The sequence below is a fragment of the Gemmatimonas sp. genome, from assembly GCF_021298855.1.
Lineage (GTDB): Bacteria > Gemmatimonadota > Gemmatimonadetes > Gemmatimonadales > Gemmatimonadaceae > Gemmatimonas.
Window position 1 is genome coordinate 17,690 of record NZ_JAJTHI010000068.1, and the last position, 12,134, is coordinate 29,823.

At 68.2% G+C, this 12,134-nt stretch carries 13 protein-coding genes and 1 other RNA gene; 13 read left to right on the forward strand and 1 reads right to left on the reverse strand.

Features of this window, described 5'->3' with window-relative positions; genetic code table 11:
* Window positions 1-9: 9 nt before the first annotated feature.
* The 8 genes from LW840_RS15860 (at window position 10) to LW840_RS15895 (ending at window position 6,485) form a co-directional block, all read left to right on the forward strand.
* Window positions 10-1,062, forward strand: a complete 1,053-nt coding sequence (locus LW840_RS15860) for a GntG family PLP-dependent aldolase (RefSeq protein WP_291269176.1) — start codon at window positions 10-12, stop codon at window positions 1,060-1,062.
* Window positions 1,063-1,099: 37 nt separating this feature from the next.
* Window positions 1,100-1,196, forward strand: an RNA gene (gene ffs, locus LW840_RS15865) — signal recognition particle sRNA small type.
* Between the two features lie 102 nt (window positions 1,197-1,298).
* The gene (gene dnaX, locus LW840_RS15870) at window positions 1,299-3,086 is read left to right on the forward strand and encodes a DNA polymerase III subunit gamma/tau (RefSeq protein ID WP_291267063.1); all 1,788 of its coding nucleotides are present in this window, start codon (window positions 1,299-1,301) and stop codon (window positions 3,084-3,086) included.
* 120 nt (window positions 3,087-3,206) lie between these two features.
* Window positions 3,207-3,515: a YbaB/EbfC family nucleoid-associated protein gene (locus LW840_RS15875; protein ID WP_291267064.1), complete on the forward strand. Its 309-nt coding sequence runs from the start codon at window positions 3,207-3,209 to the stop codon at window positions 3,513-3,515.
* Between the two features lie 10 nt (window positions 3,516-3,525).
* Window positions 3,526-4,116 (forward strand): recombination mediator RecR, encoded by a 591-nt coding sequence (gene recR / locus LW840_RS15880; protein WP_291262529.1) that lies wholly within the window; start codon window positions 3,526-3,528, stop codon window positions 4,114-4,116.
* A 404-nt stretch (window positions 4,117-4,520) separates the two neighbouring features.
* Window positions 4,521-5,060: a roadblock/LC7 domain-containing protein gene (locus LW840_RS15885; protein ID WP_291277348.1), complete on the forward strand. Its 540-nt coding sequence runs from the start codon at window positions 4,521-4,523 to the stop codon at window positions 5,058-5,060.
* A 12-nt stretch (window positions 5,061-5,072) separates the two neighbouring features.
* Window positions 5,073-5,750 (forward strand): ADP-ribosylation factor-like protein, encoded by a 678-nt coding sequence (locus LW840_RS15890; protein WP_291269177.1) that lies wholly within the window; start codon window positions 5,073-5,075, stop codon window positions 5,748-5,750.
* A gap of 66 nt (window positions 5,751-5,816) precedes the next feature.
* A complete protein-coding gene (locus tag LW840_RS15895) occupies window positions 5,817-6,485 on the forward strand; it encodes a CDP-alcohol phosphatidyltransferase family protein (protein WP_291277349.1) in 669 nt (222 codons plus the stop codon).
* Window positions 6,486-6,554: 69 nt separating this feature from the next.
* On the opposite strand, the gene LW840_RS15900 is transcribed toward LW840_RS15895, so the two are convergent.
* Window positions 6,555-6,953, reverse strand: coding sequence for a GxxExxY protein (locus tag LW840_RS15900; RefSeq protein WP_291267066.1), 399 nt, complete (start codon window positions 6,951-6,953; stop codon window positions 6,555-6,557).
* A 129-nt stretch (window positions 6,954-7,082) separates the two neighbouring features.
* Here LW840_RS15900 and LW840_RS15905 point away from each other — a divergent pair, with 129 nt between their 5' ends.
* The 5 genes from LW840_RS15905 to LW840_RS15925 all read left to right on the forward strand — a co-directional run bounded on the left by LW840_RS15905 (window position 7,083) and on the right by LW840_RS15925 (window position 12,126).
* On the forward strand, window positions 7,083-8,363 hold the full coding sequence (locus LW840_RS15905) for a competence/damage-inducible protein A (protein ID WP_291267067.1): 1,281 nt from the start codon (window positions 7,083-7,085) through the stop codon (window positions 8,361-8,363).
* 124 nt (window positions 8,364-8,487) lie between these two features.
* Window positions 8,488-9,027 carry a nucleotide exchange factor GrpE gene (locus LW840_RS15910; RefSeq protein ID WP_291267068.1) on the forward strand — a complete coding sequence of 180 codons (540 nt, stop codon included), beginning with the start codon at window positions 8,488-8,490 and terminating at the stop codon, window positions 9,025-9,027.
* A gap of 64 nt (window positions 9,028-9,091) precedes the next feature.
* Window positions 9,092-10,231 (forward strand): J domain-containing protein, encoded by a 1,140-nt coding sequence (locus tag LW840_RS15915; protein ID WP_291277350.1) that lies wholly within the window; start codon window positions 9,092-9,094, stop codon window positions 10,229-10,231.
* Window positions 10,231-10,755: a hypothetical protein gene (locus LW840_RS15920; RefSeq protein ID WP_291277351.1), complete on the forward strand. Its 525-nt coding sequence runs from the start codon at window positions 10,231-10,233 to the stop codon at window positions 10,753-10,755. The genes LW840_RS15915 and LW840_RS15920 overlap by 1 nt, the downstream gene beginning before the upstream one ends.
* 99 nt (window positions 10,756-10,854) lie before the next feature.
* Window positions 10,855-12,126: a dicarboxylate/amino acid:cation symporter gene (locus tag LW840_RS15925; protein WP_291277352.1), complete on the forward strand. Its 1,272-nt coding sequence runs from the start codon at window positions 10,855-10,857 to the stop codon at window positions 12,124-12,126.
* Window positions 12,127-12,134: the final 8 nt, after the last annotated feature.

Genomic DNA, 12,134 nt, shown 5'->3' on the forward strand with positions numbered 1-12,134 from the left:
ACCATGCCGATGTCCGTCCTCGTATCTCCCGCCACACCGCTCGACCTGCGCAGCGACACCGTCACGCGTCCCAGCACGGCCATGCGGCAGGCCATGGCCCTCGCCGAGGTGGGCGACGATGTGCTCGACGGTGACCCTACCACGGCGGCGCTCGAAGCGTGGACGGCGGCCGCACTGGGCAAGGAGCGCGCGCTCTTCTTTCCCAGCGGCAGCATGGCCAACCAGGCGGCCATCTGGGTGCACACCACGCCAGGTACCGAGGTGCTGTGCGACGCCGAGTCGCATGTGTATCACTGGGAGATCGCCGGCGCGGCGGCGCTGTGCGGCGTCCAGTGCCGACCCGTGCGCGGCGAGTCCGCGGTGTTCCGGGCGGCCGATCTGCGCGCGCACATCCGCACCCCCAGCATTCACGCGCCGGAGCCGTCGCTGGTCTGCCTCGAGAACACGCACAACGGGGCGGGGGGCGTGGTGACGTCGGTCGAGGAGATGCGGGACATCCAGGCCGTCGCCCGGGAGCACGCCCTGCCCGTGCACCTCGATGGCGCACGCCTCTGGAACGCGGCCACTGCGCTGCAGCGCCCACTCGCGCACCTCGCGGCGTGCGCCGATTCGGTCATGGTGAGTTTCTCGAAGGGGCTGGGCGCTCCCGTGGGAGCCTGCCTCGCCGGCAGCGCCGACTTCATCACCCGCGCCCATCGCGTGCGGAAGCGCTTCGGCGGGGGCATGCGGCAGAGCGGCGTTCTCGCGGCCGCCGCCCTGCACGCCGCGCAGCATCACTACGACCGCCTGGCCGAAGATCATGCCAGCGCCCGCTACCTGGCGCAGGTGGTTGACGGCGCGGGGCGCGCGCGGGTGGTGGCGCCCGATACCAACATCGTGATGATCGACCTGCCGCAGCCGCGGGCCGCCGCCGTGGTGGCACGCGCGCGTGAGCGTGGCGTGCGCCTTACCGAGTGGCACCCGGCCCGCATCAGGGCGGTCACGCATCTGGACGCACCGGCGGGCGCGGTAGCCGAAGCGGCGGCGCTGCTGCGGCAGACCCTCGAAGAGGTGCTGGCCTAGTACCATTTGGCGTGCGTGTCGGCTAACTTCTACGGGCTCCGGGTCCCGGAGGGCGCCAGGCCGCCAAATCGGTCAGGACCCCGAAGGTAGCAGCCGCACGTGGATTCTGACGTCGCTTCGTCAGGCCCGGAGCACTGCGCGCAGGAGGATTCGCTGGTCACCAGCGGACCTCCTGCGCGTTTTCGTCGGGGGGAGCCGTGCCGTCGCGCCGGGCCGGTACCGCTTAGATTGCGGCCATGTCCCTCGCTCTCGCCCGCAAGTACCGACCGCGGAATTTCGCGACCGTGGCGGTGCAGTCGCACGTCGCCAACACCCTCAAGGGGGCCATCGCGCGCGGGCGTGTTGCCCATGGCTACCTGTTGTGCGGGCCGCGCGGCACGGGCAAGACCACCCTGGCGCGCGTCCTGGCCATGGCGCTCAACTGTGAGCGCCGCGGGGAGCCCGAACTGCAGGGCGAACCCTGTGGGCAGTGTGCCAGTTGCCAGCGCATCTGGAGCGGCGCGGCCTCTCTCGATGTGGTCGAAATCGACGCCGCCTCGAATGGTGGTGTCGCCGACGCCCGCGACCTGCGCGAGCGGGCCATGTACGCGCCGTCGGGTGACGACCGGTACAAGGTCTATATCGTCGACGAAGCGCACATGCTGTCGCGCGATGCCTGGAACGCGCTGCTCAAGGTGCTCGAAGAACCGCCGCCGCGCGTGGTGTTCGTCTTCGCCACCACCGAGTCGCAGAAGGTGCTCGGTACCGTCGTGTCCCGCCTGCAGCGATTCGACCTCAAGCGCATCGGGGCCACCGAGATCCGTGAGCGGCTCGCGGCCGTGCTCACCGAAGAGGGCGTGCGCTTCGAGGACGAAGCGCTCGGCATGATTGCGCGCGCCGCCGACGGTGGATTGCGCGATGCCCTGTCACTCACCGACCAGGTGCTGTCGCTCGGCGAAACCGCCGAGGTGACCGCCGACCGCGTCACGGTGGCGTTGGGGCTGGTGCCCGACGACGAATACGTGGCGCTACTCGACCTCATCCTCGAGCGCCGTGCCGGCGACATCTTCGCGGCCGTGCAGCGCCAGGCCGACGCCGGCGTGGATTTCGTGCTGCTGCTGGCCGGTTTGGGACGCACGCTGCGCGCCCTGCTCGCGATGACCATGGGCGGGGCACTTCCCGACATGTCCGAACGGCTGCGGGCGGCCCTGCAGGCGCGCACGGGGCGCGTCTCGGCGGGTGATCTCGTGCGCATGCTGCACGCCCTGCTCGAAATCGAACCCATGTATCGCAAGAGTGGCCAGCCTCAGTTGCTGCTCGAAACGCTGCTGGTGCGCTTCGCCCTGCTCGATCGCACGGTCGAGCTGGAGGAAGTGCTGAAGGGCTTCGGCGCAGGTGGCGGTGACGACCCGCCGCCGCGGCGCGTGGCGCATGACGCACGGGTCGCGTCGGCGTATGCCATGCCCCCGTCTCCACCCCCGGCCGTTGCGCCGGCGCTGGCGCCTGCGCCCGCGTTCATTCCCCCGGCGCCGTCACAAACGGCCACGCAGCATGCGGCGGCCGCGGCGGCGGCGGCCCAGCAGGAGGCGGCGCAGCGCGCCCCCGCCGCGACGGTGCGGCGAGCGCAGGGTGGCGCGCCCACGGTGGAGCAGGTCAAGGCCACCTGGCCGCAGGTGACGACCGCAGTCCGCAGCAGCGGGCGCGGCATGGTGGCCGAAGCCCTGCAGCGCCTCGTGCCCGTGGCCGTAACTGCCGATGGCGTGGTCACGCTGTCTCATGCGGCGGGCGATGACACCTTCGCGATGCCCGTGGAGCGCGCGCGCGCCGATGTGCTGGCCGCATTGCAGGCACAGCTGCCGGGGGTGCACGGCTTCACGTTGCAGCCAACGGCGCCCGTTGCGCCAAGTGGTGCCCCAGCGCCGCGCGCCGCTGCCAAGCGCCTGACCGCGCACGACGTGCAGCAGCAGCGCACGGAACAGATCGCCGCCAAGGATCCCTTGCTCGAGGCGGCGGTGAAGGCCCTGGACCTCGAGCTGTTGGACTGATTTCAAGGCAGGGAGCAGGGAGAAGGGTGTCAGGATGAAGGGAGCAGGAGCCTTCATCCGTCCCCTGAGACCCTTCCCCCTGCTCCCTCCCGTGTCATAGAAACCTCTCCGAGTACCCCGATGGATATCTTCAAGATGCTGGGCCAGTTCAAGGACATGCAGGCCCGCATGCAGACGATGCAGGACGAGATGGCGCAGCGCACGTTCAGCGCACTCGCCGGCGGTGGCATGGTGACCGCCGATGTCGACGGCAAGATGCAACTCAAGCGTATCCAGATCGATCCCGCCATCATGGCGGACAAGGACATGGTCGAGGATCTGATCGTCGTGGCCGTGGCCGAGGCGCAGAAGAAGGCGGCCGACGCCATGCAAATGGAGCTGCAGAAGGTAACGGGCGGCATCGACCTGCCGTTCAAGCTGCCGTTCTGATTCGCCTCGCGTGTCCGTCATCGACGAGCTGACCAGCGAGCTGGCGCGGCTGCCCGGCATTGGACGCAAGACGGCCTTGCGCCTCACGTACCACCTGCTGCGGCAGCCGGCCGCGCAGAGCCGCCGTCTGGCCGAGACCCTCGTGGCGCTGACGGAGCGGGTGCGCCCCTGCGACCGGTGCTTCAACCTCACGGAACAGCCGCTCTGTCCGCTCTGCGCCGATCCCCGCCGCGAAGCGACGGTCCTCTGCGTGGTCGAGGAGGCGAGCGACATTGCCTCCATCGAACGGGCCGGGGAGTTCCGTGGCCTGTACCACGTCCTGGGGGGGCGGCTGTCGCCCCTCGATGGCGTGGGTCCGGATGACCTGTCCATTGGCGCGCTGCTGGCACGCCTCGGGCCGGAAGGGGTACAGGAGGTCATTCTGGCCACCAACCCCTCCCTGGAAGGGGAGGCCACGGCCCTGTACGTCCAGCGCCAGCTGGCCGGTGGGGCGGTTCGGGTCACCCGCATCGCCCGGGGGCTCCCGGTGGGCGGCGATCTGGAATACGCCGACGGGGTGACCATTGCGCAGGCGCTCGCCGCGCGGCGGGAAATGCTCTAGAACCGGGCGGGCACCGCCCATCACCACGTCAACACCCCCGGGACCCGGGGGGCACAGGGGAAGCGCCGATCGTGCGTTCGCAGCGAGACAGCGGGTGGCAGGCCGCCGGCAAGGTGGGAATCGGGCTGGTCGTAGGGGCCGCCGTGGGGCTGGTCGGGTGGAGTCTGGCCCAGCGCCGTCACCGCCGGAGCCTCTTCCATCCCGACAAGCTGAAACGGCTCGCCGCCCTCGGTTACCTGCGGGCTCACCCAAGCGTTGATAGTGCGCGGCTCCTCCGCGATTACCTCCAGTGGGAGCCCCACCCGTTGCTGCGGCGTCGCGCCCGTGGGGTTCTGCTCCGGACGGAGCGGGCGTTACGTTCCTAGAAGCGCAGTCTCGGATTTTCGGTCGGGCATGCCATATTCATGTCACGTACCCGGCAACTCGTCTCCTGGTCACCGGCAACTCCTGCATTCATGCCCATTGGCGCCGCCACCTGGTCGTTCACCGAGGACGACTTCGGGGCCATCACGATCACCCTGCAGCGTTTCCTGTACGACGCGAAAGCGCGCTGCGCGCTGCTCGTCGACCGCAGCGGGCAACTCGTCGCCACCGTTGGCGAACCCCCCAACTTCGATGCGACCGCTTTCGCGACGCTGACCGCCGCCGACTTCAGCGCCAACGACCAGCTCGCGCGTCTGATCGGCGAAAGCGATTTCAACGTGCTCTTCCATCAGGGGGAGCGCGAATCGATGTATCTCGCCGACATCGCGCGCCGCGTCATCCTGGTGGTGCTCTTCGACAACCGGACCACTCTCGGCCTGGTGCGGTTGCGCATGAAGGGCGCCGTGGACGAACTCACGCGCATTTTCGAGGGGGTCTTCGCGCGCGGGAACGCGCGTGATGCGGCGCCCCCCGGCTTCCTCGCCGGTGCCGAAGACGAGATCGACCGCTTGTTTCAGTAAAGGGGCAAGCTCATGTCGATGATCAACTATGCGTCCCGCGAGATCAACTGCAAGATCGTGTTCTACGGTCCCGGTCTCGGCGGCAAGACGACCAATCTCGAGTACGTCTACGGCAAGGTGTCGCCAAGCACGCGCGGCAAGCTCATCTCGCTGGCCACGGAAACCGAGCGTACGCTGTTTTTCGATTTCCTGCCGGTCGACCTGGGAACGATTCGTGGCTTCAAGACCCGCTTTCACCTCTATACGGTGCCAGGGCAGGTCTACTACAATGCGTCACGCAAGCTCATCTTGAAGGGCGTGGACGGGGTGGTGTTCGTCGCCGACTCACAGACCGAGCGTGCCGAAGCCAATCTCGAGTCCATGCAGAACCTGTATGACAACATGGCGGCCTACGGGTACGACCTCACCCGCATGCCGTTCGTCATCCAGTACAACAAGCGCGATCTTCCCAACGCGGCGTCGCTGGCCGATCTGCAGGCCATGCTGAATCCTGGCTGGGAGGTCACGGATCCGTCGCGGATGCGTCCGCTGGCGGATCCATTCCGCCCGGGTGAGTATCTGGTGGGCCAGTTGCCCACCGGGGAATGGGTGGAGCGTGTACCGTACTTCGAAGCGGTCGCCGTTACCGGCGATGGCGTCTTCGACACTCTCAAAGCCGTTTCCAAGCTGGTGCTGAAGACGCTCGCCTGATCATCCACGGCGAGCGCTGCGTGCGCCGGCGTCCCGGTGACGGATTCCCGCCAACCCGACCGTCGAGTGAACCTTCCCAACGCAATCACCGTGGGCCGCATCGCCCTGACGCCGCTGATTGCGTGGTTGCCGTTCACGACCTCGTGGTCCGCCCGGTTGTTTGCGTTCGTGCTGTTCCTCATTGCCGCCGTCACCGACTACTGGGACGGCCACCTGGCACGGTCACGCAACCTCGTCACCGACCTCGGCCGCCTGCTCGATCCGCTCGCCGACAAGATGCTGCTGCTGGCGACGCTCATTCCCATGTACCTGCTGCAGCGCCACCACGCCTTCGTGGAAGCGAGCGACGCGGTGTCGAGTCCGTTTCTCTTCGAACTGCCCTTCGGCAGGGTGTCATTGCCGCTGTGGATCGTGCTCGTGGTGCTGGGGCGCGAAGCCTTCATGACGGTGTTCCGGCAGATTGCCGCCCGCCGCGGGCTGGTCATTGCCGCCATCGGTCCGGCCAAGTGGAAGACCACCTTCCAGAGCATCTGGCTCGGTGCGGCGTACTTCTGGTTCTTCGCGAGCACGCTCGCCGAGCATCGCGGATGGCTCGCCGATGGCGCCTGGCGCGCCTTCGCCCTGTTCAACGGCTTCGTGGGCGTGCTCAGCATGGTCGGTGCCGTGGCGCTGACGCTCTACTCCCTGTGGCTGTACATGCGCCGCTACGGTTGGCAGGTGCTCCGCGCGGCCTAGGGCCGCGGGAGGCGCGGAGCAGGGGAGACACTGCTCGTCGGAGGCGCGGAGCCGCGGAGGCACGGAGTGCTACGGGACGGTGTGGGTGTTGATCACGCGGTCGATGCCTTCCTTCATGGTCGAGAGGCCGAAGTTGAGGACGAGCCCCACCTCGAGCCGGGTGAAGCGCAGATAGGTCAGCAGCTGCCGTCGAAACATCGCCGAGTGTCGCTCGCAGGCCTTTACCTCCACGACGACGGCGCGATCGATGAGCAGGTCGATTCGGAAGGCCTGATCGATTCGACGTGAGCGATAGGTCAGCGGGAGCACAACCTGCCTGGCGACCGTGTGGCCGCGTCGTTCAAGCTCGTCCGCCAAGAGCATCTCGTATGTCGATTCGAACATCCCAGGGCCGACATCCCGATGCAGTCGTACGGCCGAGTCGACGATGGATGCCGTGACCCCCACATGATGGATGATCGCTGCCATGCCGCACGCTATGGCAAGGCGTCAGTCTGGCGTCAGTCTCCGTGCCTCCGGGGCTCCGTGCCTCCGACGAGCGATTCCCCGCCCTTCACGCCAGCAGTTCAACGACCCGGCGGTCGCTAGATTTCGGCCATGAATCTGGAGATCGTCACTATCGGCGACGAGCTGCTGCTCGGCTTCACCATCGACACCAACGCCGCGCAGCTGGCGCGTGAACTGGCGGCGCTTGGCGTGCGCATCGTGCGGCGCACGACCTGCGGCGACGATGCGGAGAGCATTCGGCAGGCGGTCAGCGATGCCCTGGGGCGCACCGGGGCGGTCATTACGACAGGCGGGCTCGGGCCCACGGCCGACGACATGACGAAGCCGGCCATTGCCGCGATCTTCGGCAAGGGGATGCGCTTGGACACCGGCATCCTCACCGCGCTGCGTGAACGCTGGCGGAAGCGCTTCGGCCATGACCTGCCGGTGAGCAACGAGCAGCAAGCCATGGTGCCGGAGGGGTGCACCATTCTCCCCAATCGGCATGGCAGTGCCCCCGGGATCTGGCTCGAAGATGCCCAGGGCCGGTGGGTGATCATGCTCCCTGGCGTTCCGCGGGAGATGCGCGGAATGCTGGCCGACACCGTCGTGCCCACGCTCCGCGATCGGCTCCCGGTGGGCGGCCCGGTCATTCGCAGTCGAACGTTGCGCACCGCCAACATTGCCGAGTCGGCGCTGGCCGACCGGCTGGGCGAACTGGCGCGTGGCGTCAACGGTCTGTCGCTCGCCTATCTGCCGGGGGCGGACGGCGTGGACCTCCGCCTCACCAGCTGGGACCGCGACGCGCGGGCCACCACGGTGGCGCTCGATGAGGCCGCCGCCCTCGTGCGGAGCAAGGTGTCACGCTATGTGTACGGCGAGAACGACGACGATCTGGCGGCCATCATGCTGGCCGAGTGTGCCGCCCGGAATGCCACCGTGGCCGTGGCGGAGAGCTGCACGGGGGGCATGCTCGGCATGCGGCTTACCGCGGTCCCCGGTTCCAGCCGTACGGTGCTGGGGGGAACCATTGCCTATGCCAACGCGGTAAAAACCCGTGAACTCGGGGTGTCGGCGGCACTCATCGACGAACAGGGCGCGGTGAGTGAGCCGGTGGCGCGAGCCATGGCCACCGGCGTGCGGCTGCGCTTCGGCAGTACCATCGGCCTGGGCATTACGGGCATCGCGGGGCCGGACGGCGGCACGCCGGAGAAACCGGTCGGGACCGTATGGGTCGCGGTCGATCTGGATGGTGACGTCCACGCCGTGCGCGCCGTGCTGCCGGGAGACCGGCACGAAATCCGCTGGAGAGCGGCACAGCTGGCGCTGGACCGGCTGCGCAAGGCATTCCTGCGGGAGCAGCAGTCCGAAGGCTGGACCGCCCGCGGGTGACATCCACACATTCCATCATCACCGGATCACCGGTTTCCGCAACTTCGGGCAGGCCCATGCGTAGAGCCTGCACCGCCGCGCCGGCCACCGCCGCCGCGGAGCACCCTCGCTGCATCTTCCGACCATGACCGATCCCATGTCGACCGCTGACGAGAATCTGGATGCCACGCTCGATCCCCATGCGCCCGCTGCGGCGTCGGCCGAGCCCATGGACGACCGGCAGCGCGAGATCGAAGAGCTGAAGGACAAGCATCTGCGGCTGGCCGCCGAGTACGACAACTTCCGTCGCCGTGCCGTGAAGGAGCGGCAGGAAGCCGGTTGGCGGGCGCAGGGGGAGGTGGTGCGTGGGCTCATCGACGCACTCGATGACCTGACCCGCTTCGCCAACGTCGATCCAACCACCGTCGATGCCACCACGGTGGTGAACGGTGTCATCCTCGTCGAAAAGAAGATCTTCAAGTCGCTCGCCGGCCACGGATTCGAGGTCCTCGATCCCACGGGGCATGCGTTCGATCCGGCGCTGCACGAAGCGGTGAGCACGGCCCCCGCCGCGCGAGCCGAGGAGGACGGGCAGGTGGCCGTATGCTTCCAGTCCGGCTACGTGATCAACGGTCACGTGCTGCGCCCCGCGCGCGTCGTCGTGAAGCAGTGGACCGGCGCGTAAGCTGATCGCGTGCGCTGATCGCGTCCGCGATCGCGCGCGCTCTTCTCAGGCCTCAACGTACAGCATGGCCAACGGCACCGATTTCTACGCAGTCCTCGGGGTCTCGTCTTCCGCCACGGCGGACGAGATCAAGAAGCAGTACCGGCGACTCGCGAAGCAGTACCATCCCGACACCAACCAGAACGATCCCAAGGCCGCCGATCGCTTCAAGGAGATCTCCGAGGCGTACAACGTGCTTGGCGACGCCGAGAAGCGGAAAGAGTACGACGACATGCGTCGGCTGGGTGCCTTCGGCGGCGTGGGGTTCGGGGGCGCGCGTGCGTCGCGACCGGGCGCCGGCGGAGCCTCGCGCGGTCCGGGTCAGGCGGGTGCCGGCACCTTCACCGATTTCGATGTGGGGGGCATTGGCGGCCTCGGCGATCTCTTCTCGTCGATGTTCGGCGGCGCGGCGGGCGCACGCAACGCCCGCTCCCGCAGCAGCGAAAAGGGGCAGACCATCGAGCAGACGGTCGAGGTCCCCTTTCGTATCGCCGCGGCCGGCGGCAAGGTACCCGTCGAACTCGAGGTGAACGAAGAGTGCGCCATGTGCCGCGGCAGCGGTGCGGCCCCCGGCGCCCAGATCAAGCCGTGTGGCGAGTGCAGCGGTCGCGGCGTGATTTCCTTCGGACAGGGGAGCTTTGCCGTGAATCGCCCCTGTCCGGTGTGCATGGGGCGCGGCAGCGTGCCCACGGAACGCTGCGGGACCTGCCGTGGTACTGGAGAGGCACGGGCGCGTCGCACGGTCAACATTACCGTGCCGGCGGGAGCGGAAAGCGGCAGCAAGGTGCGCTTGCGCGGGCAGGGGGGCAAAGGCGCGGCTGGCGGACAGGCCGGTGATCTGGTGATCACCTTCTCGGTGCTTCCCGATCGCTTCTACAAGCGCGATGGGCTCGATCTCATCGCCACGGTGCCCATCAACATCGCGCAGGCCACGCTGGGCTCGCGCGTGAGCGTGAAGACCCTCGACGGGAAGAAGGTGGCCATCCGCATTCCCGCCGGCACCTCGGCGGGGCGCCGCTTCAAGATCGGCGGTCAGGGGATCGAGAAGGAGGGGAGGAAAGGCGACCTGCTGGTGGAAGTGACCATCACCGTACCGGAGAGCCTCACGGAGGCCCAGGAGAAGGCGATGCGCGATTTCGCGGAAGCGAGCGGGATGAAGTACTGATGCGCTCCTCGTGCGCCGTAGCCCTGGTGGTGCTGTGTGCCGCTGCGGCGCCGGTCGTGTACGCGCAGGAGATGCCGGCTCCCGTGGCTCCGGTGCGCGAGACCCCGAGCGCCTCGGGTACGCGCTGGCAGTTCGACCAGTGCATGGGCGGCGTTACCTACGGCGCGCCACTCAAGTGGGCGTTGAGCTACGGCATGGGGTGGGTGCGCGAAAGTGAACAGCGCACCTGGTGCTTCCTGGGCGCGGGGAAGGTGGGGTTTGGCGGGGCCAGCTTCAACGTGGGGCTGGCCAACTCCATGGGCCACCTCGGGAGCGGCGTGGCCATCACCGGCGGGGTCCTCCGCACCTTCAACGATCCCATGGGCGCGCTCGCCAGGCGCACGTATGTTGGCGGGAGTGTGCATCTGTGGCCGCTGCTCGCGCTGGGGGGGGAGGTGGGCTACTACACCCGCGTGGGCACCGACCCGGCCGGGACGACCCGCCGGCGCGGCCTCATCACCTGGTCCACCGGGTTCGGGTTCTAGGGTGCTGGTGGCCGAGGCACATCATCGCCCAGGCCACGCCGATCTCGGCCCTCCGCCCCTGATTGGCGCCGGATAGCGCGCCACCGTAGGTTGGCGCCCATGTCGGACACCCGCCCTTCTCCGCTCCGGTCCACCGGCGTCCAGGTGTCGCTGGGCCTTGTCGCCGGGCTCACGCTGGGTTTGCTCCTTTCCCGCGAGAGCGCCCCGACGACGTTCCTCAGCGGCTTGCTGGCCACGCTCGACGTGGTCGGCACCGCATGGATCAACGCCGTGCGCATGACGGTGATTCCGCTGGTGGTCCCGCTGCTGATCGTGGGAGTGGCCGGTGGCGACGACCTGAAATCGACCGGTGCCGTTGGTGCCAAGGCCTTCGGGTGGATGCTGCTCCTGCTCGTGGCCTGCGCACTCTTTTCGGCCACGGTGTCGAGTCTGTGGTTCGAATCGCTGGTCCTCGATCCGGCGGCCACCACGCGCCTGCGGGAATCCGCCAGGATCGATGTGCCAACGGCCGATGCGCTGTCGGTCCGTACGTTCCTCCTGTCGCTCATTCCGCTCAATCCGATCAAGGCGGCGGCTGATGGGACGCTGCTGCCGGTGGTGCTCTTCACCCTGCTGTATGCGTTCGCCCTTGGCCGGGTCGGTGAGGCGCCGCGCGCGGCGCAGCTCGCCTTCTTTCGTGGCATGTCGGACACCATGCTCGTGGTGGTGCGCTGGATCCTTGCCCTGGGCGGCATCGGCATCTTCGCCCTGGCCACCGTGCTGGGGCAGAAGCTGGGCACCAATGTGCTGGGCGCCATCGGCTTCTACTTCATGGTGAACATCGCCCTGCACCTCGTGGCCACGGCCGGGATCTACGTGATCATTGCCGTCACGCGCCGAGTCCCGTGGCGTGATTTCGCGCGGGCCATGGTTCCGGCGAGCGTCGTGGGCATGGGCACGCGCAGTTCGCTCGCGAGTCTCCCGGCCATGGTGAAGGGAGCAACCGACGTGCTCAGGTTGCCGCCCACCGCCACCGGCTTCGTGCTGCCGCTCTGCGCCAGCGTGTTCAAGCTCACGAGTGCCATCTACTGGGTGGTGGGCGCCCTGTTCATCGCCAAGCTGTACGGCATCGATCTCAGCACGGCGAATCTCGCGCTCGTTGCGGCGTCGAGTGTGGTGCTCAACTTCAGCACCCCCGGCATCCCCAGCGGTGGCATGCTGCTGCAGGTGCCGCTCTACTCGAGCATCGGGCTGCCCGTGGAGGGGATCGGCATTCTCATCGCGCTCGATACGCTGCCGGACATGTTCAAGACGTTGCTGAACGTCACGAGCGACATGTTCGTGGCGGTCATGACCACGCCGCGGGAACAGCCGAAGGACTCGCGCGCCTGACGGCGCGC